Genomic DNA, 20,670 nt, shown 5'->3' with positions numbered 1-20,670 from the left:
GAACACCCCCATGTCGGACGATGCCGCAGACCCGCTGAAGCTTCTCGCGCTCGACGCCGATGATTTGGCGGTCGTGTCGGCCCATCTCCAGGATGCGGTCCTGAAGGTGGCCGACATCGTCTGGCTGCCGGCGGAGAAGCGCTTCGCGCTCGCCGCCCGCCGCTTCGACTGGGAGGGCGTGGCGCTCGGCCAGCGCCGGCGCCGGCTGACCGCCCTGCATTTCGACCGCGTGCTCGCCGTTCGCAGCACGAAGATCGACAAGGCCGCGCCCGACCAGGTGCTGAGCCTGCTGGCGATCACCTTCGCCGAGGGCGAGCTTCCGGCCGGCGACATCACGCTGCATTTTTCCGACGGTGCCGCGATCCTGCTTCAGATCGAATGCATCGAGGCCCAGATGAAGGATCTCGGCCCGGTCTGGGAGGCCGTGGCGACGCCGGGCCATCCCGACGGCCCCTGAGCCCTTTCCTGCGACATCAGACATCCGGGGACAGCGATGCCGATCAGGCTCGACGACAGCAGCGCCGCTTTCGAGCGCGACTTCCGTGACCTGCTCTCGGCCAAGCGCGAGGTCTCGGAGGAGGTCGATCGCGTCGTCGCCGACATCATCGGCGATGTGCGCGAGCGCGGCGACATGGCCATCATCGACTACACCCAGCGCTTCGACGCGCTTGTGCTGACGCCGCAGACGCTACGCATCCAGGCTGACGAGATCGAGGCTGCGGTGGCGGCCTGCCCGCCGGCCCAGCTTGCGGCGCTGGAGACGGCGCGCGCCCGCATCGAGGCCTATCACCTGCGCCAGAAGCCGCAGGACGCCTGGTTCACCGACGCGGCAGGTGTCGAGAGCGGCTGGCGCTGGAGCGCCATCGAGGCGGTGGGCCTCTATGTGCCCGGCGGCACGGCGAGCTATCCCTCCTCGGTGCTGATGAACGCCGTTCCGGCCAAGGTCGCGGGTGTCGATCGCGTGGTGATGGTCGCGCCGACCCCGCGCGGCGAAACCAACCCGCTCGTGCTGGCGGCGGCGCGTCTGGCTGGTGTCGACGAGATCTACCGCATCGGCGGTGCGCAGGCCGTGGCCGCTTTGGCCTATGGCACGGCCAGCATCGCGCCGGTCGCCAAGATCGTCGGCCCCGGCAACGCCTATGTCGCCGCCGCCAAGCGCCGCGTCTTCGGCCAGGTCGGCATCGACATGATCGCCGGTCCCTCGGAAGTGCTGGTCATCGCCGACGCCACCGCCAATCCCGACTGGATCGCCGCCGACCTGCTGGCCCAGGCCGAGCATGACGTCTCGGCCCAATCCATCCTGATGACGGATGATGCGGGGCTGGCCGCCGAGGTCGAGAAGGCGGTGCAGGCGCAGCTGCAGACATTGCCACGCAAAGATATCGCGGCCAAAAGCTGGGCCGACTATGGCGCGATCCTGCTGGTGGCGGATCTGGCAGCCGCCGTGCCGCTGATCGACCGGTTGGCGCCGGAACATCTTGAGATCATGACCGCCGATCCCGACCGCCTCGCCGCGATGATCCGCAATGCCGGCGCGATCTTCATCGGCGGCCATACGCCGGAAGCCATCGGCGACTATGTTGGCGGCCCCAACCATGTCCTGCCGACGGCGCGCTCGGCGCGCTTCTCCTCGGGTCTGGGCGTGCTCGATTTCATGAAGCGGACATCCCTGCTGAAATGCAGCCCCGACGCACTTCGCGCGCTGGCGCCGGCCGCGACGCAGCTCGCGGAGGCCGAGGGCTTGCAGGCGCATGGCCGTTCCGTGACGATCAGGCTCAACTGAGCGCGGCGGATCGTCGTGAGCACGAATATCTGACGGCGGCGCGCGCGCCGCGACCCAGGACCGGAGGTGTGATGCCGCAAGCCGATCCAACCGCGAAGCAGTGCCTGGTCGGCGTCACGCTCGACCCGTCCTCGCTCGGCGGCGGCTCCGCCGATCAGGAGCATGAGCGCGCGGTCGCGATCTACGACCTGATCGAGCGCAACCACTTTGTCGTTCCCGGGCATGAGGGCGGCCCTTATCTGGCCCATCTCGCCATGGTCGAGCGCCGGCTGGTGTTCGAGATCAGGCAGGCGGATGGCGCTCCAGTCGTGACCCATCACCTTTCGCTCACGCCGTTCCGTCGCATCGTCAAGGACTATGCGATGGTCTGCGAGAGCTATTATGCCGCCATCCGCACCGCCACGCCCTCGCAGATCGAGGCGATCGACATGGGCCGGCGCGGCCTGCACGACGAGGCAGCCGGTATCCTGGTCGAGCGTCTCGCCAGCAAGGTCGAGATCGATTTCGACACAGCCAGGCGACTCTTCACCCTGATCTACGCGCTGCACTGGAAGGGCTGAGCGCTTGGAGCCGCCCGCCTCGCGCAGCAAGGTCCAGAGTGTGCTGTTCATGTGCGCGCATAATGCGGTGCGCTCGCCGATGGCCGAGGCGATGGCGAAGCACTTCTTCGGCAAGTCGGTCTATGTCCAGTCGGCTGGCGCCCGGCGCGGCGAAGTCGATGCCTTCGCGATCGCCGTGCTCGACGAGATCGGCATCGATGCCCACAAGCACAAGCCGAAATCGATCGAGGATCTGGAGGAATGGGAGGGGCTGAACTTCGACCTCATCGTCTCGCTCTCGCCGGAAGCCCACCACAAGGCGCTCGACCTGACCCGTACCGTCGCCGCCGCGGTCGAATACTGGCCCACCGTCGATCCCACCGCCGTGCAGGGCTCGCGCGAGCAGGTGATGGAGGCCTATCGCGAGGTGCGGGACGGATTGATGCGGCGGATCAAGGACAGGCTGGCCTCCTGAGACGGCCCGATGTCGGCATCTCGCCTTGCGGCGGAACGTAGGGCCGAGCTTGCCCCGGGGCAGGCCTCAGCCGCCTGCAATCTACGGTTGTATTGGCCGCCGCGAACGACCTGTGATGTCTGAAGACGCCGCTTAGAGCCGCTTGCGATGCGCCTTAAGGGAACCGTTAACCCAAAGTCGCGCAACTGAGCTGTCTGCTGGGGGGCTTGCGGGCGGTCGTGTAGCGTTCGGGCAATCCATGGAAACGAGAACTGTGATCCGTCTCCCGCTGCGCCAGAAATTGTCCGCCGGCGAGCGCGTTGCGCTGTGCCTGATGTTCCTTGCCAGCATTGTCGGCGCGGTGGCGGCCCTGCCCGGTGCGTCGCCCGCGAAGCGCACGCCCGTCGCTATCGTCTTCCCACCTTGGATAACCGGCGACGAGGCCGTGACCCGCAGCATCGACGCCGGTCATCTGGTGCTGCGCTCGGGCCGTTCGGCCTTCATCGTCATCGTGGCGGCCGATGCGGATACCGCTTCGGCCCATAGGCCGCAGGGCGCGATCCTCGTCCTGGTGCTGGCGGGTCTGGCAGGCTGCCTCGACGCGCGCGCGACGGAACTGGCAGCATGACCTGGACCCTCGACATCATCAGGCAGCGCGTCGCCTGCGTCCTGCTGGGCTTGGCCTTCCTGCATGTTCCGGCGCTGGCTCTGGTCTTCTGGCTGCGCGGTGAGAACGGCTCTCTGCCGGTCGTGTTGGCGTTCTTCCTGGCCGCCGGCGCCCTCCTGCTCTACAGCCGCCGCGGTGCGGCGCCGATCACCCGGCTGTTCATGGCGCTCGTGCTGATCGGCCAGGTCTCGGTCATGGTATTCAGTCTCGCCGGTCACCCCTGGCAGCCGGACATGCACATGTATTATTTCGCGGTGCTGGCGCTGCTCGCCGGCTTCTGCGACTGGCGGCCGATCGTCATGGGTGCGGCCCTGACGGCCGCCCATCACCTCGTCCTGCAATATGTGCTGCCGTCGGCCGTCTTCTATCAGGGTGGCAGCCTGATGCGGGTCATGCTGCATGCCGTCATCGTCGTGATGGAGACCTCGTTCCTCGCCACCATTGCCGTGATCATGGAACGCATGTTCATCCTGAACGAGGAGAGCCTCACTCTGGCGCGCGACACCGCCGAACGGGAACGCCTTGCCGGAGAGAGCGAGAAGCGCCTCGCCGAAGCGATCGGCCGGCGCGCCGAGATGCTGCGCGAACTCGTCGCCGCCTTCCGCGGCAGGATGGAGCAGGAGATGGCGGTGCTCGACCGCTCGGCCGACATCATGCAGGGCGGGGCGGTTGCCCTGATCGGCACGTCGGACCGGGCGCGGCACCAGACGGTGCTCGTCTCGGATGCCACATCCGAAACGATGCTCGGGATCGATCATCTCTCCGCAGCCAGCGACGAATTAGCTGTGTCTATCGGTGAGATCGGCCGCAGCATGTCGCAATCGGCCGCGGGCTCGACGGAGGCGTCGGAACTGGCGCGCAAGGCCAGCGACGAGATCGAGAATCTTGCCCGCAACAGCGAGAATGTCGGCGCGGTGGTCGAGCTGATCCGTGGCATCGCGGCACAGACCAGCCTGCTCGCGCTCAACGCGACGATCGAGGCGGCGCGCGCCGGCGAGATGGGGCGCGGCTTCGCCGTGGTCGCGAGCGAGGTCAAGACGCTATCGGCCCAGACGGCCAAGGCGACCGACGAGGTCTCGATCCAGATCGGCGCCATGCAGGACGCATCCCAGCGCTCGCTGAAGGCGATCCGTGATATCGTGGTGGCGATCGGCGATGTCGAGCGGGTCGCCGACGCGATCTCGGATTCGGTCCAGCAGCAGGGCCAGGCGACCTCGGAGATCGCCCATCAGGTCCGCATGTCCTTCGAGGGCGCGAGGCGCAGCGCCGACATCGTCGGCAGCTTCGAGGCGATGACCGAAGGCGCCCATGACGCCGCCCGCAAGGTTCAGGATTCCGCCGATGCCCTGGCGGCCCAGGCCCGCGGCATCCGTGAGGAGGTCGCGGCCTTCTGCGAGCGCGTCGCGGCCGCCTGACGGGCTACCAGCCGTCCTTCCCTACCAGGCTTTGCCCGGCCCCACCTTGCCCAGGCCGAGCCAGTCGCCAAGCGTCGCAGCGATATCGGCAAAGCTCTCGCGCCGGCCGAGCGGTTCAGGCGCGATGCCAAGGCCTGCGGTATCTGGCCCAAACGCCAAGATCGGCACATGCTCGCGGGTGTGGTCGGTGCCGGGCCAGGTCGGGTCGTTGCCGTGGTCGGCGGTGATCACGACGAGATCGCCCGGCCGCAGCGCTGCCTCCAGTCGCGGCAGCATCGCATCGAAGGCTTCCAGCGCCGCCGCATAGCCCGGTACGTCGCGGCGATGGCCGAACTCCGTATCGAAATCGACGAGATTGACGAAGCAGAAGCCGCCATCGGGCAAGCACTCCCACGCCGCGAGCGCCGCATCGAACATCGCGGCGTTGCCGAAAGGCTTGATCTCCTCGCCGGTGGCGCGATGCGCGAAGATGTCGCCGATCTTGCCGACGGTGACGATCGCGCGCCCATGCGACGCCAGACGATCGAGCAGCGTCTCGTCCGGCGGCGGGATGGCGAAATCCTTGCGGTTGCCGGTGCGGGTGTAGCCGCTCACAGCCGAGCCGACGAAGGGCCGCGCGATGACGCGCCCGATCCTCAGCGGATCGACCAGAACCCGCACCTTGCGGCAGAGCGCATAGAGCCGCTCCAGCCCGAAATGCTCCTCATGTGCGGCGATCTGGAGCACGGAATCGACGGAGGTGTAGCAGATCGGCTTGCCCGTCCGGATATGTTCCTCGGCGAGATCGTCGATGATCGCGGTGCCCGACGCATGCCTGTTGCCGAGGATGCCGGGCAGGGCGCCCTCGCGGATGATCGCGGCGACGAGGTCGGGCGGGAATGAATTCTCCAGCGCCGTGAAATAGCCCCATCTGAACGGCACCGGGCAGCCCGCGATCTCCCAATGTCCCGACGGCGTGTCCTTGCCCTGGCTGATCTCGACGCCATAGCCGGCCCGTCCGGCGGGCGCAGCCGGCTTCATGGCGCCAGCGAGAGGCCGCCCCGTGGAAGCCTCATAGGCATGGGCGAGGCCGAGCCGGACGAGGTTGGGCAAGGCGAGCGGCCCGCTGTGCAGGCCCTCGCGATCGCCGCGGCTGTCCGCGCAGGCCTGCGCGATGTGGCCGAGCGTGTCGGCGCCGGTGTCGCCATAGAGATGCGCGTCTTCGGCCTCGCCGCAGCCGACGGAATCGAGCACGATCAGGATCGCGCGCGCCATGATCACTCCCTCACGGCGGCGGTTCCGGCCGGTTCGAGATTGAGCGCTGCGGCGAGCAGCGCCTGCGTATAGGCCTCGCGCGGACGCGAGAAGATGTCCTCGGCTGGACCTTCCTCGACGACCTTGCCGTTTTGCATCACCAGAACCCGATGGGCCATGGCCCGCACGACCTTGAGGTCGTGGCTGATGAAGAGATAGCCGAGCCTGCGCCGCGCCTGCAGGTCGCGCAGCAATTCGACGATCTGGACCTGGACGGACATGTCGAGCGCCGAGGTCGGCTCGTCCAGCACGATGAATTTCGGATCGAGCGCCATGGCGCGCGCGATCGCGATGCGCTGGCGCTGGCCGCCGGAGAATTCGTGCGGATAGCGGTCCATCGCGGAGGGATCGAGCCCGACATCGCTCAGCGCCTGCGCCACGACCTCGCGGCGTTGGCCGTAGCTCTGCTGCCTGGCCTGCACGGTCAGCCCCTCGGCGACGATCTCGGCGACCGACATGCGCGGCGACAGCGAGCCGTAAGGGTCCTGGAAGACGACCTGCAGGTCCTTGCGCTTGGGCCGCACAGCTGAGCTCGACAGGCCGTCGATGCGGTCGCCGAGGAAGACGATCGGCCCTTCCGAGGCGATCAGCCTGAGGATGGCGAGCCCCAGCGTCGTCTTGCCCGAACCGGATTCGCCGACCACGCCCAGCGTCTCGCCCTCGCGCACTTTGACCGCGATGCCATCGACCGCCTTCACATGGCCGGTCGTCTTGCGCAGGAACCCGGTCTTGATCGGAAACCAGACCTTGATCGGCCCGGCCTCGACCAGCGTCGCGGCATCGGCGGGCACCGGGGCGGGGCGTCCCGTCGGCTCGGCGGCGAGCAGGCGCTTCGTGTAGTCGTGCTGCGGGTTGCCGAAGATCTCGGAGACTGGCCCCTGCTCGACGATCTGGCCCTTCAGCATGACGCAGACCCGGTCGGCGATGCGCCTGACGATGCCGAGATCATGGGTGATGAACAGCATCGCCATGCCCAGCCGGGTCTGAAGTTCCTTCAGCAGCTTCAGGATCTGCGCCTGCACGGTGACGTCGAGCGCCGTCGTCGGCTCGTCGGCGATCAGCAGATGCGGCTCGTTGGCGAGCGCCATCGCGATCATCACGCGCTGGCGCTGCCCGCCGGAGAGCTGGTGCGGATAGGCGTCGAGTCGGCTGGCCGCATCGCGGATGCCCACGAGATCAAGCAGTTCGAGCGTGCGTGTTCGCGCGCCGTCGCCACGCAGTCCCTTGTGCAATTCGAGGATCTCGCCGATCTGCCGCGCGATCGTGTGCAGCGGATTGAGCGAGGTCATCGGCTCCTGGAACACCATGGTGATGTCGTTGCCGCGCACCTTGCGCATCGCGTCCTCATCGGCCGCGATCAAATCCTGGCCGTTGAACATCACCTTGCCGGACGGATGGTAAGCCGAGGGGTAGTTCAGCAGCTTGAGGATCGACAGCGCCGAGACCGACTTGCCCGAGCCGGATTCACCGACGATGGCGAGCGTCTCGCCCTTGGCGAGATCGAAGGAGACACGGTCAACGGCCAGCGTCTCGCGCCCGCCCTGGCGGAAGGCGACGGAGAGGTCCTGGACGGAGAGGAGGGGGCCGCTCATGCGAAGGTCTTCCGCGGGTCGAAGGCATCCCTGACCGCCTCGCCGATGAAGATCAGCAGCGACAGCATCAGCGCAATCACGACGAAGCCCGAGAGCCCGAGCCAGGGCGCCTGCAGGTTCGATTTGCCCTGCGCCAGCAATTCGCCCAGAGAGGGCGAACCCGGCGGCAGGCCGAAGCCGAGGAAGTCAAGCGAGGTGAGCGTGGTGATCGAGCCGTTCAGGATGAAGGGCAGGAAGGTCAGCGTCGCCACCATCGCGTTCGGCAAGAGGTGCTTGACCATGATGGCGCGGTTGGAGAGCCCGAGTGCGCGCGCGGCGCGGACATACTCGAAATTGCGCGCCCGCAGGAACTCCGCCCGGACCACGCCGACGAGCGCGACCCAGGAGAACAGCAGCAGGATGCCGAGCAGCACGAAGAAGCTCGGCGTGATGATCGCCGCCACGATGATCAGCAGATAAAGCGCCGGGATCGAGGTCCAGATCTCGATGACGCGCTGGAAGATCAAATCGGTCCAGCCACCGAAATAACCCTGGATCGCGCCGGCCGCGATGCCGATCACCGAAGAGATGCCGCACAGGATCAGCCCGAACAGGATCGAGATGCGGAAGCCGTAGATCAGCCGCGCGACGACGTCGCGGCCCTGGTCGTCGGTGCCGAGCCAGTTCCATTCAAGGTCGCGGCAGCCCGTGCTGCCGATGCGCTCGGCAATGACCTTGCACTGCTCATCCCGCAGCATCCAGGTCGGCGGGGCGGGCGCCGGCACCGGCAGGTCCAGATTGTGCGTCTGGAAGGAGTAGCGGATCGGCGGCCAGACGGCCCAGCCATTCGCGCCGATCTCCTTGGCGATGACGGGGTCGCGATAATCGGTGGTGGCGAGGAAGCCGCCGAACTTCTCTTCGGGATAGTTCACCGCGACGGGAAACAGCCACTCGTCCTTGTAGCGCACGATCAGCGGTCGGTCGTTGGCGAGGAACTCCGCGAAGAGAGACAGCACGAACAGCGTCAGGAAGATCCAGAGCGACCACCAGCCGCGCTTGTTGGCCTTGAAATTGTTCAGCCGGCGCCGGTTGATCGGCGAAAGCTTGAGCCAGCCCTGGCTCGCCTCTACGGGTGCGTGCGGCACATCGCTGCGCAGCGTGGCAGGCGGCGGGGCGTCGAGAAGCGTGTCGCTCAACTCAGGTCTCCCGCGTCTCGAAATCGATGCGGGGATCGACCCAGGTGTAGGTCAGGTCGGTGATGAGATGCACGAACAGGCCGATCAGCGAAAAGATGTAGAGATTGGCGAAGACGACCGGGTAGTCGCGATTGACGATCGCCTCGAATGACAACAGGCCGAGGCCGTCGAGCGAAAAGATCGTCTCGATCAGCAGCGAGCCGGCAAACAGCGCGTGCACGAAGGCGCCGGGAAAGCCCGCGATCACGATCAGCATGGCGTTGCGGAAGACGTGCCCGTAGAGCACCCCGCGCTCGGAGAGGCCCTTCATCCGGGCGGTCAGGACGTATTGCTTCCTGATCTCATCGAGGAAGGAGTTCTTGGTCAGCAGCGTCGAGGTCGCGAATGCCCCGAGTGCCATCGCCGTGACCGGCAGGGCGATGTGCCAGAGATAGTCCGCGATCTTCCCGAAGACACTCAGCTCCGAGAAGTTATCCGAGTAGAGCCCCCGCAACGGGAAGATCTGCCAGAACGAGCCGCCGGCGAAGAGCACGATCAGCAGGATCGCGAACAGAAATCCTGGGATGGCGTAACCCACGATCACGACCGCGCTGGTCCAGGTGTCGAAGCGCGAGCCGTCCTTGACCGCCTTGCGGATGCCGAGCGGGATCGAGATCGCGTAGGAGAGCAGCGTCATCCACAGTCCCAGCGAGATCGAGACCGGCAGCTTCTCCTTGATCAACTGCAGCACCGGCGCGTCGCGGAAATAGCTCCGGCCGAAATCGAAGCGGATGTAGTCCCACAGCATTTTGCCGAAGCGCTCATGGGCAGGCTTGTCGAAGCCGAACTGTTTTTCGAGCTCCTTGATGAAGGCGGGGTCGAGCCCCTGCGCGCCACGATAGGACGAGTCGCCCGACTGTGCGCCGGAATCGCCGCCCGAGCCGCCGCCGACCCGATCCGAAGCGCCGCTATTGGGGTTCTGGAGCTGCGAGATCACGCGCTCGACCGGCCCGCCCGGCGCGAACTGCACGATCACGAAGGAGATCAGCAGGATGCCGAACAGCGTCGGCACCATCAGGGCGATGCGGCGCGCGATGTAGCTCAGCATGCGGTGCGTCTGTCATGTCTGTGCGTCATGCTCGCCCTTGTGGCGAGCATCCACGTCTTTGTCATAGCGCTCGACGAGGGAAGACGTGGATGGTCGGGACAAGCCCGACCATGACGGAGAAAGCGGGCGAGAGCCAACGCCATCATGCCTTCCCGATCCGCTTCGCCTTCTCGGCGTCGTACCACCAGATCGACGGTGCGCCGGAAGAGTATTTCGGCTTGGTCTGCGGCCGGTCGAACATGTCCCAATAGGCCAGCCATTCGCTGGCGTTCCACCACATCGGGATCCAGTAGCGCCCGGCCCGCAGCAGCCGGTCGAGGCATTTGGCCGCCACCACCACTTCGGCATAGCTGTCGGCCTGGCCGATCGCCTCGATCATTGCGTCGATGGCGGGGTTGGCGACGCCGCCGGCATTGCGTGACCCACGCGTCTTGGCAGCTTCCGAGCCATAGACGATGCGCAAGGAATCGCTCGGGATCGAGCTGCCGCCGAGCGCCCGGCTGATGATGTCGAAGTCGAACTCGTCGAGGCGGCGCTGATACTGCGCTCCATCGACGATGCGCGAGGTCGCGTTGATGCCGAGCCGCTTGAGATTGGCCTGGAAGGGCTGGGTATGCGGCTGCAGCGCGCCTTGCGAATCGAGGAACTCGATCTCGAAGGGCTGGCCGTTGGGAAGCTTCAGCACGTTGCCGTCGCGCTTGCAGCCGGCGGCGCGCAGCATCTCGTCGGCGCGGCGCAGCAGGTTGCGGTCGCTGCCCGAGCCGTCGCTGACCGGCGGAAGATAGGGCTCGCCGAAAACCTCGTCGGGCACCTTGCCGCGAAACGGCTCCAGCAGCTTCAGTTCCTCGGGGGAGGGCAGGCCGACGGCCTTGGAATCGGAGTTCTCGAAATAGGAGGTCATCCGCGAGAAGGACGAGAACATGATGTTCTTGTTGGTCCACTCGAAGTCGAAGGCGAGGCCGAGCCCCTCGCGGATGCGCGGATCGGCGAACTTCTCGCGACGCAGGTTGAAGATCCAGCCCTGCGAGCCGATCGGCTCGGTCTTCGGCAGCGGCTCCTTCTTGACCTTGCCCTCCTTGATCGCCGGGAAGTCGTAGCCGGTCGCCCAGATCCGCGAGGTGAACTCCTCCTGGAAGGTGATGACGCCGCTCTTGAAGGCCTCGAACGCCACCTGCCGGTCGCGGAAATACTCCCAGCGCACGCGGTCGAAATTGTTGGTGCCGACATTCACCGGCAAATCCTTCGCCCAGTAGTCGGGCACGCGGTCGAATTCGATGAAACGGCCCTGTTCGAAGCGCCCGACCTTGTAGGCGCCCGAGCCCAGCGGAGCCTCCAGCGTCGAGGCTTCGAAATTCCGGGTCGACCAGTACTTTTCCGAGAAGACCGGCAAGCCTGCGACGACGAGATGGAGATCGCGGCTGCGCTTGGGCGAAAGCTGCGCGACGAAGATGTCGTCGCTCTCGGCGATAGCCGAGACCAGCTCGTTCAGCATCAGCCGGTAGGAGGGATGCCCCTTGGACTTGAGCAGGTTCATGCTGAAGGCGACATCCTTCGCGCTCACCCGCGAGCCGTCATGGAAGCGCGCCTCGGGCCGCATCCGAAAGCGGTAGGTCAGCTTGTCCTGGGAGATCGCGACGCTCTTCGCCAGCAGCCCATAGACCGTGTTCGGTTCGTCGCCCGAGCCGGCCATCAGGCTGTCGAAGCAGGCATCCATGCCCGCCGCCCCGTCGCCCTGCAAGACGAAGGTGTTGAGCGTGTTGAAGGTGTCGAAGCTCTGATTGCCGCCGGCGCGCTTGATCTGGACGGTCAGCGTGCCGCCCTTGGGGGCCTTGGGGTTCACATAAGGGAAATGCGGGAAATCCAGGGGCAGGCCGAGTTCGCCAAAGGTCGACAGCCCGTGGACCTCCGCGTCCTGAGCCATGGCGGGTCCAGTCAGGCTGGGCAGGCCGGCGCTGGCCGCGATCAGGCTCCCGGCTTCGATCAGCCTGCGGCGGGTGATGCGCATCGCCATGGTTCGGCTCACTCCCTCGATTCGCTACGTCCTATGTCGCCTGCGACGACTGCTACGGCAATGGCGCGATGTGCTGTCACTGTCGCGGCAGGATCAAGGCGACATAAGAGCAAGGCGGGCCATGCCGAGATGGGACATGCAAAAGCCGGGCACGAGGCCCGGCTTGCAATCGAAACGTGGGCCTGCGGCGGCCGTGGTCAGGGCTTCGGCAGGGGCTTGGGCGAATCCGACAGCGTGTCGAGATAGGCGATCACATCGGCGCGCGTATCGGGCTTGCTGATGCCGGCGAAGGCCATGATCGTGCCGGGCATATAGGCCTTGGGGTTCTTCAGGAAGCCGTCGAGCTGCTCGGCCTCCCATTTCTCGCTCGCCTTGCCCTTCATCGCAGCCGAATAGGCGAAGCCCTCGACTCCGGCCTTGGGCCGGGCATAGACGTCATAAAGATGCGGGCCGATCTTGTTGGGACCGCCCTTCTCGAAGGTGTGGCAGGCCTTGCAGGCGCCGACGGCCTTCTCGCCCCTGGCCGGATCGGCCTTGGCAAGGCGAACCGCGATCGGCTCGTCGGCTGCGGGAGCCGCTGCGCCCCCGGCGGAGGCCGGCTCGGCGCTCGGCAGATCGAAGCCCGGCACCGCCGGCTTGTGCGGCGCGAACACGATGCCGGCGACCATGTTGAGGCCCAGCACCACGAGCAGGGTGGAGAGAGCCGCACCGGCGATCTTGTTGGTTTCGATATCCATCGTATCCGAACCCTCGGCCGCCCTACGCCTGTGCGCAGGAGGCAAGACATCGCATTGGCCGGAGCCTGGAAGCACCGACAGCCGAGCGTTGCTTAACCGCTTTGCGCGCTGCATTGCAACTCGTATAAGCACCCTCCGCTTTGAGACCTTTTGACGCTTCACATCGCGCCTGCGCCCAAGACCCACGCCGCAGCGCGCACCGACGAGTTTCGCCGATTCCGATGTCAGACCCGCTGATCCTGATCCCGGCCCGCATGAAGGCCACGCGCCTGCCCGGTAAACCGCTCGCCGACATCCATGGCGAGCCGATGATCGTCCGGGTCTGGCGCCGCGCCGTCGCAGCGGGCATCGGGCCTGTCGCGGTTGCAACGGATTCCGCCGACATTCTTGCCGCTGTCGAGGCCGTGGGAGGCCGCGCCGTGATGACGAGCGTCGATCACCCCTCGGGTTCGGATCGCATCAAGGAGGCTGCCGACATCCTCGATCCGCAGCGGCGCCACGACATCATCGTCAATGTCCAGGGCGATTTCCCGACGCTCGAACCCGTGGCTATCGCTGCGGCGATCACCCCGCTCGTCGATTCCGCTGTGGACATCGCCACGCTCGTCGGCCTTATCACCGATGACGAGGAGAAAGCGGCGCCCAGCGTGGTCAAGCTCGTCGGCAGCCATGTCGCACCGGGCCGGCTTAGGGCGCTTTACTTCACGCGCGCGACCGCCCCTTACGGCGAGGGGCCGCTCTACCACCATGTCGGGATCTATGCGTATCGCCGCTCGGCGCTGGACCGCTTCGTGAGCCTGCCGCAATCCATCCTCGAGAAGCGTGAGAGCCTCGAACAGTTGCGGGCACTCGAGGACGGTATGCGGATCGACGCGATGATCATCGATCACGTCCCTCGCGGCGTCGATACGCCGCCCGATCTGGATCGCGCTCGCGCGATCCTCCAAGCCCACCTCAAGTAAGCCCGCGTCGGAGCCTGAAGTCCTATGCCCGTCATCGTGTCCTATCAGGGCGAACCCGGCGCCTTCTCCTCGCAGGCCGCGCTTGCCGTTTTCCCGGACTGTGAACTCCTGCCTTGCGCCACCTTCGAGGATGCTCTGGCGGCGGTCTCCGACGGTACGGCGCGCTATGGCATGATCCCGATCGACAATTCGATCGCCGGCCGCGTCGCCGACATCCATCATCTGCTGCCGCGCTCGGGGCTGCACATCATCGGCGAGCATTTCCTGCCGATCCGCTTCCACCTGATGGCGGTCAAGGGCGCGACGCTGGCGACGCTGAAGACCGTGCAGAGCCATATCCATGCGCTCGGCCAGTGCCGCAAGATCATCCGCAAGCTCGGGCTCAAGGCTGAGGTCGCCGCCGATACCGCTGGTTCGGCAAGGCAGGTCTCGGAGGCCGCCGATTTCAGCCGCGCCGCCATCGCCCCGCGCATCGCGGCCGAGGTCTATGGGCTCGATATCCTGATAGAGGATATCGAGGACGAGAAGCACAACACGACGCGCTTCGTGATCCTGTCGAAATACCCTGAGTTTGCCCGCCAGGGCGGCGCCAAGACCGTGACGACGCTGATCTTCCAGGTCCGCAACCTGCCGGCCGCGCTCTACAAGGCGATGGGCGGCTTCGCGACCAACGGCATCAACATGACCAAGCTCGAAAGCTACATGGTCGACGGGCATTTCTCGGCGACGATGTTCTACGCCGATGTCGAGGGGCATCCGGACGATCCGGGGTTGAGGCGGGCGCTCGATGAACTCGCCTTCTTCTCCAAGGAGGTCAGGATTCTCGGCGTCTACCCGGCCAACCCCTTCCGCGACAGTTTCGCCGAGGCCGGGGAGTAGGCCATGCTGCTTGCCGGCAGGGTAACAGCCGGGCAGGGACCATTGCTGCAGCTCGACCACATCACCGTCATCGCGCCGGATCTGGCCGAGGGCGTCGCCCATGTCCGGGCCTGCCTCGATCTCGACGTCCCCTTCGGCCAGCGCCACGGCTACATGGGCACCCACAACCATCTCCTGCAGCTCGGCGGCTCGGTCTATCTGGAGATCGTGGCGCTCGACCCCGAAGGTCGCCATCCCCGCCGTTCGCGCTGGTTCGGCCTCGATGATCAGAAGAGCGTCCGACGTGCGTGGGACGAAGGCCGCCGCCTGCGCGGCTGGGTCGCGCGAGCCGATGGCATCGACGCCGTCCTGGCTGGCCGCGAAGCCATTTTCGGCAGGAAGGTCGCGCTTCCGCCGATCGATTCGTCCTTCGATTTCGCGATCCCCGATGACGGCTCACTGCCGCTGGACGGGGCGATGCCCTGCCTCATCGACCGGCGCGGCAAGCCGCGCGCGATGGCGACGATGGCCGATCTCGGCGCAAGGTTGCGGTCGCTCGTCCTCGCCCATCCCGAGCCGGATACGATCGCGAAGCTCTACGGCGAACTGGTCATCGACCGCCCGCCCGACATCGTGCAGGGCTCGGAGCTTCGCTATCTGGCGCGGATCGAAACGCCGACGGGCCTAAAGGAACTGAGCTAGACCCGCTCGCCCTCGACCGCCCAGGCCTTGAGCAGTGTGTTGGCGATGGCGAGGTGCTGCGGGCTGGTGAAGCCTTCGGGATGGGCGCCCTCCAGCATCTGGATCGCCTCCTCGCGCGAGAACCAGCGGCCCGCTTCGAGTTCGGTCATGTCGAGCACGATCTCGTCGTTGAGCGCCTCCGCGATGCAGCCGATCATCAACGAACCCGGGAACGGCCAGGGCTGCGAGGCGATGTAGCGCACGGTGCCGACGCGCAGGCCGGCTTCCTCGAAGCTCTCGCGACGCACCGCATCCTCGAAGGTCTCGCCCGGCTCGATGAAGCCGGCGATGCAGGAATACATCCCCGGCGCGAAGCGAGCCTGCCGTGCCAGCAGGCAGGTCTCGCCGCGCGTCACCAGCATGATCACGACCGGGTCGGTGCGCGGGAAGTGCTGGGCGCCGCAGGCGCTGCATTCGCGCTTCCAGCCGGAGGCGCCGAGCGTCGTCGGGCTGCCGCACTGGGCGCAGAAGCGGTGGCGGGCGTGCCAGTCGAGCAGGGCCTTGCCTTCGCCGAGCGGGCCAAGCTCGTCCTCGGGCACAAGGCGCTTCAGCGCCACCGAGCGCAGGTCGGTGACGAACAGTTCCGGCCGTTCGCGCAGGGGCTCGACCTGTGCCCGGTCGAGCAGCCTCGCGAAGCGTGGTGTGCCGTCCGGCGCGAGGCCAAGAAAGGCCTCCTCGATCCCATCGCCGAGAAGCTGGGTCTCGCCATGGCTGAACCAGACCGACAGCGCCTCGCCGTCGAGCCGCTTGAGGATCGGCGTCTCGCCGGCGACCACCGCGATCCGCGTATCCGACCGATGGCGCAGCGCCGATACCGCGTCGGGCTCGTTGCGCAAATCCTCACGGCGATCGAGCCTGTTGACGGAAAAGCCCGTGAGGGCCGAGCGTTCGCGAGGGCGGGAGGCGTCGTTCATGGCAACCGTCCTAACCCCGCTCTACGCCGTCATGCAAGGGCGCTTCACGAGGCACGCGCGCTTGACGCGGCACGACACTTACGAAGCATCGCGCCCGCGTAGCAGATGGACGATGGCCGAGAAGTCCGCACCACCTTCGCCCCAGGCATTGTGGAGCCCGTAGAGCTGCGTTGCGGCCGCTCCGAGCGGCGTCGAGGCGCCCGCAGCCTGCGCCGCCTCCTGCGACAGCTTGAGGTCCTTCAGCATCAGCGCCGAGGCGAAGCCGGGCTTGTATTCGTTGTTGGCCGGCGAGGTCGGCACCGGGCCCGGCACCGGGCAATAGGTCGTCAGCGACCAGCACTGGCCCGATGAGGTGGAAGCCACGTCGTAGAGCGACTGATGCGACAGGCCGAGCTTCTCGGCCAGCACGAATGCCTCCGACACGCCGATCATCGAGATGCCCAGGATCATGTTGTTGCAGATCTTGGCCGCCTGGCCGTTGCCGGACGCGCCGCAATGCACGATGCGCCGGCCCATCGTCTTGAGCACCGGTTCACCCAGCGCGAAAGCCTCATCCGAGCCGCCGACCATGAAGGTCAGCGTGCCGCCCTTGGCCCCGCCGGTGCCGCCCGAGACGGGCGCGTCGAGTGACAGGCAGCCATGCTGCCCAGCCATTGCATGCGCCTTGCGCGCGCTCTCGACGTCGATGGTAGAGGAATCGATCAGCAGCGCCCCCTTTTTCACCGCAGGTAGAATGTCGGCCCAGACCGAGAGCACATGCTTGCCGGCCGGCAGCATGGTGACGACGATATCGGCATCCGCCACGGCTTCCTTGCCGGAGCCGGCGATGCCGACGCCAAGCTCGGCCGCCGCATCCTTCGAGGCCTGCACGAGGTCGAAGGCACGGACCTCATGCCCCGCCTTGACGAGATTGGCGGCCATGGGCCCGCCCATATTGCCGAGGCCGATGAAGGCGATGCTGCTCATGGTCCTGTCCTCTCGTCGCTCTTGGTGTCATCCCGGGCTGCGCGAAGCGCAGACCCGGGATCGTCATCAGAAAAAAGCATTCTCGTCCCGCGATCCCGGATCGCCCTTCGGCGTCAGTTTCCCTTCGCCCGGCCGACCAGCCCACGCGCCACGATCATCCGCATCACCTCGTTGGTCCCCTCGAGGATCTGGTGGACGCGCAGGTCGCGGACGATTTTCTCGATCCCGTAATCGGCGAGATAGCCGTAGCCGCCATGAATCTGCAGTGCCTGGTTGGCGACGGTGAAGCCGGTGTCGGTGGCGACGCGCTTGGCCATGGCGCAGAGTTTCGTGGCGTCGGGCGCCTTGGCGTCGAGCGAGGCGGCAGCTCGCCAGAGCAGGCTGCGGGCCGCTTCCAGTTCGGTCGCCATGTCGGCGAGCGTGAACTGCAGCGCCTGGAAATCGGCGATGCGCGAGCCGAAGGCCTTGCGCTCCTGGGCATAGGCGATCGACTTGTCGAGCGCGCCCTGCGCCCCGCCAAGCGAGCAGGCACCGATATTGAGGCGCCCGCCATCGAGCCCGGCCATGGCGATCTTGAAGCCGATGCCCTCCGGCCCGAGCCGGTTGGCGACGGGCACGCGGCAATTCTCGAAGATCACCGCCGCCGTCGGCTGCGCGTTCCAGCCCATCTTCTTCTCGTTGGCGCCAAACGAGAGACCGGGCGTGCCCTTCTCGACGACCAGGGTCGAGATGCCCGATGGGCCGGCCTCGCCGGTGCGCACCATCACGACATAGATGTCGGAGACGCCGGCGCCCGAGATGAACTGCTTCTGCCCGTCGAGCACATAGTGGTCGCCATCCAGCACCGCCTTCGTCTTGAGGGCTGCCGCGTCGGAGCCCGCGCCGGGCTCGGTCAGGCAATAGCTCGCCAGATGCTCCATCGTGCAGAGCTTCGGCAGGAAGGTTTTGCGCTGCGCCTCGTCGCCATAGCGGTCGATCATCCAGGCGCACATGTTGTGGATCGAGATATAGGCGGACACCGTGGGGCAACCGGTCGAGAGCGCCTCGAAGATCAGTGCCGCATCGAGCCGCGAGAGTCCCGAGCCGCCGACATCCTCGGCAATGTAGATGCCGCCCATGCCGAGGGCGGCGGCTGCGCGCATCTCCTCGACCGGGAAATGCTTCTCCTCGTCCCAGCGCATGGCGTTAGGCGCGAGCGTCTCCGCCGCAAAATCCTGGGCCATGTCGCGGATCGCGATCTGGTCCTCGCTCAGGGAAAACAGGCTCAAGGCTGGCGCCCTTTCAAGGTTGACGCTGCTGGCGGGGCGCGGGCGGTCGCGCCGGCCGCCGTTCGGGGAAGGCTCCGTCGAACTGCGTCGCGCGCGCCCGGTGCGGCGAACGCGGCGAATCGATCGCGACGAAGTCCTCCGGCGTCGCTGCCTCCATCGGCTTGCCGATGAAGACCCGCGGCCCGCGGTCGGTCACGACCACGTCGCCATAGGACAGGCTGCCGGCATCCATGAAGGTCTCGACGGTGACCGGGGGCGGTGGGGGAGGCGGGAGACTCGCTTCGCGCTCGCGCCTCTGCCGGTTTTCCTCGATCACCTGTCGGACGCGCTCCCGGTTGCGCCGGCGCGTCTCCTCGACCCGGCTCTGCCGAAACGCCTGGCAATGGCGCTGCTGGTCTTCGTTCAGGGCCACGCCTTCGCCCGGCTCGGCGTCACAGAGGGCGTCGCCGGCTGGCAAGGTTTGATAAGGCGCGGCCGGCTCCAACGCGGCCGCCTGCGCCGCTCCCGAGAGGAGCACGAGCGAGGATGCGATGATGCGCAGCGCTCGCCCCATGCTCTCCTCCGCCGATCCAGGCCCCGGTGTCGCGGGCCTCAGCTCATCGTCGGGATGACGAAGCTCGCGCCATCCTTGATACCGCTCGGCCAGCGCGCCGTCACCGTCTTGGTCTTGGTGTAGAAGCGGATCGAGTCCGGGCCGTGCTGGTTGAGGTCGCCGAAGGACGAGCGCTTCCAGCCGCCGAAGGTGTAATAAGCCAGCGGCACCGGGATCGGCACGTTGATGCCGACCATGCCGACCTGGACCTTCGAGGCGAAGTCGCGCGCCGCATCGCCGTCGCGGGTGAAGATCGCGGTGCCGTTGCCGTATTCGTGGTCGTTGGTCAGCTTCAGCGCCTCGTCATAGCTCTCGGCGCGGACCACAGAGAGGACCGGCCCGAAGATCTCCTCCTTGTAGATGCGCATGTCCTTGGTGACGTTGTCGAACAGGCAGCCGCCGACATAGAAGCCATTCTCATAGCCCTGCATCTTGAAGTCGCGCCCGTCTACCGCCAGCGTCGCGCCTTCGGCGAGCCCGATATCGATATAGGAGCGGATCTTCTCCTCTGCCGCCTTGGTGACGACCGGGCCGTAATCGGCGGCCATGTCGGTCGAGGGGCCGATCTTCAGGCTCTCGACGCGCGGGATCAGCCGCTTGACCAACTCATCGGCGGTGGCCTTGCCGACCGGCACCGCTACCGAGATCGCCATGCAGCGCTCGCCGGCCGAACCGTAGCCGGCGCCGATCAGTGCATCGACGGCCTGGTCCATGTCGGCGTCGGGCATGATCACCATATGGTTCTTGGCGCCGCCGAAGCACTGCACGCGCTTACCATTGGCGCAGCCGCGCGCGTAGATGTACTCGGCGATCGGCGTCGAGCCGACGAAACCGATCGCCTTGATGTCGGGATCGTCCAGGATCGCGTCGACGGCCTCCTTGTCGCCGTTGACGACGTTGAGGATGCCGGGAGGGCCGCCGGCCTCTATGAAGAGCTCCGCCAGCCGCATCGGCACGCCGGGGTCGCGCTCGGAGGGCTTCAGGATGAAGGCGTTGCCGCAGGCGATCGCGGGGCCGAGCTTCCACAGCGGGATCATCGCCGGGAAGTTGAACGGGGTGATGCCGGCGACGACGCCGAGCGGCTGGCGCAGCGAGTAGATGTCGATGCCGGGGCCGGCGCCGTCGGTGAACTCGCCCTTCATCAGGTTGGGCACGCCGAGCGAGAATTCGACGACCTCGACGCCGCGCTGGATGTCGCCCTTGGCGTCGGGAATGGTCTTGCCGTGCTCGCGGGCGAGCAGCTCGGCCAGCTCGTCGTTGTTCTGGGCGATCAGGTCGAGGAACTTCATCAGCACGCGGGCGCGGCGCTGCGGATTGACGGCGGCCCATTTCGTCTGGGCCTCGGCAGCGTTCTCGACGGCGGCACGCAGCTCGGCCGGGGAGGCCAGCGCGACCTTGCCGATCACCGTGCCGTCCATCGGCTGGTAGATGTCGGCGGTGCGGCCCGAGGTTCCAGCGACATGCTTGCCGCCGATGAAATGCCCAACCTGACGCATCGCGTCCTCCCCTACGAATGGTGATGTCTCGAAACTCAGGGCACCCCTACCATTCTCGTTTGCGCACGGCTATAGCGACGTTGGATCAGGCGTCGTGCGGAAACACAAATATCGAGGAGG

General features: G+C 66.7%; 20 protein-coding genes. 9 read left to right on the top strand and 11 right to left on the bottom strand.

Annotated elements, in window-relative coordinates; genetic code table 11:
- The first annotated feature begins 10 nt into the window (after nucleotides 1-10).
- From AC1DYU_RS10980 to AC1DYU_RS10955, 6 genes are all read left to right on the top strand, one after another.
- Nucleotides 11-457, top strand: coding sequence for a DUF2948 family protein (locus tag AC1DYU_RS10980; protein ID WP_158485633.1), 447 nt, complete (start codon nucleotides 11-13; stop codon nucleotides 455-457).
- A 36-nt stretch (nucleotides 458-493) separates the two neighbouring features.
- Nucleotides 494-1,783, top strand: coding sequence for a histidinol dehydrogenase (gene hisD, locus AC1DYU_RS10975; RefSeq protein WP_476791636.1), 1,290 nt, complete (start codon nucleotides 494-496; stop codon nucleotides 1,781-1,783).
- Between the two features lie 71 nt (nucleotides 1,784-1,854).
- The gene (locus AC1DYU_RS10970) at nucleotides 1,855-2,343 is read left to right on the top strand and encodes a UPF0262 family protein (protein ID WP_476791635.1); all 489 of its coding nucleotides are present in this window, start codon (nucleotides 1,855-1,857) and stop codon (nucleotides 2,341-2,343) included.
- A gap of 49 nt (nucleotides 2,344-2,392) precedes the next feature.
- Nucleotides 2,393-2,797, top strand: coding sequence for an arsenate reductase/protein-tyrosine-phosphatase family protein (locus AC1DYU_RS10965; protein WP_476791747.1), 405 nt, complete (start codon nucleotides 2,393-2,395; stop codon nucleotides 2,795-2,797).
- A 253-nt stretch (nucleotides 2,798-3,050) separates the two neighbouring features.
- Nucleotides 3,051-3,404: a hypothetical protein gene (locus AC1DYU_RS10960; protein WP_476791634.1), complete on the top strand. Its 354-nt coding sequence runs from the start codon at nucleotides 3,051-3,053 to the stop codon at nucleotides 3,402-3,404.
- Complete coding sequence (locus AC1DYU_RS10955; protein ID WP_476791633.1) at nucleotides 3,401-4,858, top strand: methyl-accepting chemotaxis protein; 1,458 nt, start codon at nucleotides 3,401-3,403, stop codon at nucleotides 4,856-4,858. The genes AC1DYU_RS10960 and AC1DYU_RS10955 overlap by 4 nt, the downstream gene beginning before the upstream one ends.
- A gap of 21 nt (nucleotides 4,859-4,879) precedes the next feature.
- Here the strand turns inward: AC1DYU_RS10955 and AC1DYU_RS10950 are convergent, their stop codons facing one another.
- The 6 genes from AC1DYU_RS10950 to AC1DYU_RS10925 form a co-directional block, all read right to left on the bottom strand.
- Nucleotides 4,880-6,112, bottom strand: coding sequence for a phosphopentomutase (locus AC1DYU_RS10950; protein ID WP_476791632.1), 1,233 nt, complete (start codon nucleotides 6,110-6,112; stop codon nucleotides 4,880-4,882).
- Nucleotides 6,113-6,114: 2 nt separating this feature from the next.
- A complete protein-coding gene (locus tag AC1DYU_RS10945; RefSeq protein WP_476791631.1) occupies nucleotides 6,115-7,743 on the bottom strand; it encodes an ABC transporter ATP-binding protein in 1,629 nt (542 codons plus the stop codon).
- Nucleotides 7,740-8,879: an ABC transporter permease gene (locus AC1DYU_RS10940; RefSeq protein ID WP_476791746.1), complete on the bottom strand. Its 1,140-nt coding sequence runs from the start codon at nucleotides 8,877-8,879 to the stop codon at nucleotides 7,740-7,742. Before AC1DYU_RS10940 ends, AC1DYU_RS10945 begins: the two co-directional genes overlap by 4 nt.
- Nucleotides 8,880-8,919: 40 nt before the next feature.
- Nucleotides 8,920-10,005, bottom strand: coding sequence for a microcin C ABC transporter permease YejB (locus AC1DYU_RS10935; RefSeq protein ID WP_476791630.1), 1,086 nt, complete (start codon nucleotides 10,003-10,005; stop codon nucleotides 8,920-8,922).
- Between the two features lie 142 nt (nucleotides 10,006-10,147).
- Nucleotides 10,148-12,016 carry an extracellular solute-binding protein gene (locus AC1DYU_RS10930; RefSeq protein WP_476791629.1) on the bottom strand — a complete coding sequence of 623 codons (1,869 nt, stop codon included), beginning with the start codon at nucleotides 12,014-12,016 and terminating at the stop codon, nucleotides 10,148-10,150.
- A gap of 197 nt (nucleotides 12,017-12,213) precedes the next feature.
- Nucleotides 12,214-12,753: a c-type cytochrome gene (locus tag AC1DYU_RS10925; RefSeq protein ID WP_158485643.1), complete on the bottom strand. Its 540-nt coding sequence runs from the start codon at nucleotides 12,751-12,753 to the stop codon at nucleotides 12,214-12,216.
- A 221-nt stretch (nucleotides 12,754-12,974) separates the two neighbouring features.
- Here AC1DYU_RS10925 and AC1DYU_RS10920 point away from each other — a divergent pair, with 221 nt between their 5' ends.
- The 3 genes from AC1DYU_RS10920 to AC1DYU_RS10910 are packed head-to-tail and all read left to right on the top strand — an operon-like array spanning nucleotide 12,975 to nucleotide 15,275.
- Nucleotides 12,975-13,715 (top strand): 3-deoxy-manno-octulosonate cytidylyltransferase, encoded by a 741-nt coding sequence (locus AC1DYU_RS10920; RefSeq protein WP_476791628.1) that lies wholly within the window; start codon nucleotides 12,975-12,977, stop codon nucleotides 13,713-13,715.
- Nucleotides 13,716-13,739: 24 nt separating this feature from the next.
- Complete coding sequence (locus AC1DYU_RS10915) at nucleotides 13,740-14,594, top strand: prephenate dehydratase (protein ID WP_476791627.1); 855 nt, start codon at nucleotides 13,740-13,742, stop codon at nucleotides 14,592-14,594.
- 3 nt (nucleotides 14,595-14,597) lie between these two features.
- Nucleotides 14,598-15,275: a VOC family protein gene (locus tag AC1DYU_RS10910; RefSeq protein WP_476791626.1), complete on the top strand. Its 678-nt coding sequence runs from the start codon at nucleotides 14,598-14,600 to the stop codon at nucleotides 15,273-15,275.
- Here the strand turns inward: AC1DYU_RS10910 and nudC are convergent.
- The 5 genes from nudC to AC1DYU_RS10885 all read right to left on the bottom strand — a co-directional run bounded on the left by nudC (nucleotide 15,272) and on the right by AC1DYU_RS10885 (nucleotide 20,550).
- Nucleotides 15,272-16,228, bottom strand: a complete 957-nt coding sequence (gene nudC / locus AC1DYU_RS10905) for an NAD(+) diphosphatase (RefSeq protein ID WP_476791625.1) — start codon at nucleotides 16,226-16,228, stop codon at nucleotides 15,272-15,274. The two genes, AC1DYU_RS10910 and nudC, sit on opposite strands and share 4 nt — an antisense overlap.
- A 78-nt stretch (nucleotides 16,229-16,306) precedes the next feature.
- The gene (gene mmsB, locus AC1DYU_RS10900; RefSeq protein ID WP_476791624.1) at nucleotides 16,307-17,194 is read right to left on the bottom strand and encodes a 3-hydroxyisobutyrate dehydrogenase; all 888 of its coding nucleotides are present in this window, start codon (nucleotides 17,192-17,194) and stop codon (nucleotides 16,307-16,309) included.
- Nucleotides 17,195-17,307: 113 nt separating this feature from the next.
- The gene (locus AC1DYU_RS10895) at nucleotides 17,308-18,456 is read right to left on the bottom strand and encodes an isobutyryl-CoA dehydrogenase (protein ID WP_476791745.1); all 1,149 of its coding nucleotides are present in this window, start codon (nucleotides 18,454-18,456) and stop codon (nucleotides 17,308-17,310) included.
- A 19-nt stretch (nucleotides 18,457-18,475) separates the two neighbouring features.
- Nucleotides 18,476-19,015 (bottom strand): hypothetical protein, encoded by a 540-nt coding sequence (locus tag AC1DYU_RS10890; RefSeq protein WP_158485649.1) that lies wholly within the window; start codon nucleotides 19,013-19,015, stop codon nucleotides 18,476-18,478.
- Between the two features lie 38 nt (nucleotides 19,016-19,053).
- Nucleotides 19,054-20,550: a CoA-acylating methylmalonate-semialdehyde dehydrogenase gene (locus AC1DYU_RS10885; RefSeq protein WP_158485650.1), complete on the bottom strand. Its 1,497-nt coding sequence runs from the start codon at nucleotides 20,548-20,550 to the stop codon at nucleotides 19,054-19,056.
- Between the last annotated feature and the right edge of the window lie 120 nt (nucleotides 20,551-20,670).

The sequence above is a fragment of the Allobosea sp. P2_B12 genome, from assembly GCF_056404835.1.
Note: the sequence above shows the minus strand (reverse complement) of the source record. Positions and strands in the feature narration are given on the sequence as shown.

Bases quoted from the DNA above. Each gene is read 5' to 3' on its own strand.
- AC1DYU_RS10980 (WP_158485633.1), top strand. From the start codon at position 11: ATGTCGGACGATGCCGCAGACCCGCTGAAGCTTCTCGCGCTCGACGCC.
- hisD (WP_476791636.1), top strand. From the start codon at position 494: ATGCCGATCAGGCTCGACGACAGCAGCGCCGCTTTCGAGCGCGACTTC.
- AC1DYU_RS10970 (WP_476791635.1), top strand. From the start codon at position 1,855: ATGCCGCAAGCCGATCCAACCGCGAAGCAGTGCCTGGTCGGCGTCACG.
- AC1DYU_RS10965 (WP_476791747.1), top strand. From the start codon at position 2,393: ATGTGCGCGCATAATGCGGTGCGCTCGCCGATGGCCGAGGCGATGGCG.
- AC1DYU_RS10955 (WP_476791633.1), top strand. From the start codon at position 3,401: ATGACCTGGACCCTCGACATCATCAGGCAGCGCGTCGCCTGCGTCCTG.
- AC1DYU_RS10950 (WP_476791632.1), bottom strand. From the start codon at position 6,112: ATGGCGCGCGCGATCCTGATCGTGCTCGATTCCGTCGGCTGCGGCGAG.
- AC1DYU_RS10945 (WP_476791631.1), bottom strand. From the start codon at position 7,743: ATGAGCGGCCCCCTCCTCTCCGTCCAGGACCTCTCCGTCGCCTTCCGC.
- AC1DYU_RS10935 (WP_476791630.1), bottom strand. From the start codon at position 10,005: ATGCTGAGCTACATCGCGCGCCGCATCGCCCTGATGGTGCCGACGCTG.
- AC1DYU_RS10930 (WP_476791629.1), bottom strand. From the start codon at position 12,016: ATGGCGATGCGCATCACCCGCCGCAGGCTGATCGAAGCCGGGAGCCTG.
- AC1DYU_RS10925 (WP_158485643.1), bottom strand. From the start codon at position 12,753: ATGGATATCGAAACCAACAAGATCGCCGGTGCGGCTCTCTCCACCCTG.
- AC1DYU_RS10920 (WP_476791628.1), top strand. From the start codon at position 12,975: ATGTCAGACCCGCTGATCCTGATCCCGGCCCGCATGAAGGCCACGCGC.
- AC1DYU_RS10915 (WP_476791627.1), top strand. From the start codon at position 13,740: ATGCCCGTCATCGTGTCCTATCAGGGCGAACCCGGCGCCTTCTCCTCG.
- AC1DYU_RS10910 (WP_476791626.1), top strand. From the start codon at position 14,598: ATGCTGCTTGCCGGCAGGGTAACAGCCGGGCAGGGACCATTGCTGCAG.
- nudC (WP_476791625.1), bottom strand. From the start codon at position 16,228: ATGAACGACGCCTCCCGCCCTCGCGAACGCTCGGCCCTCACGGGCTTT.
- mmsB (WP_476791624.1), bottom strand. From the start codon at position 17,194: ATGAGCAGCATCGCCTTCATCGGCCTCGGCAATATGGGCGGGCCCATG.
- AC1DYU_RS10890 (WP_158485649.1), bottom strand. From the start codon at position 19,015: ATGGGGCGAGCGCTGCGCATCATCGCATCCTCGCTCGTGCTCCTCTCG.
- AC1DYU_RS10885 (WP_158485650.1), bottom strand. From the start codon at position 20,550: ATGCGTCAGGTTGGGCATTTCATCGGCGGCAAGCATGTCGCTGGAACC.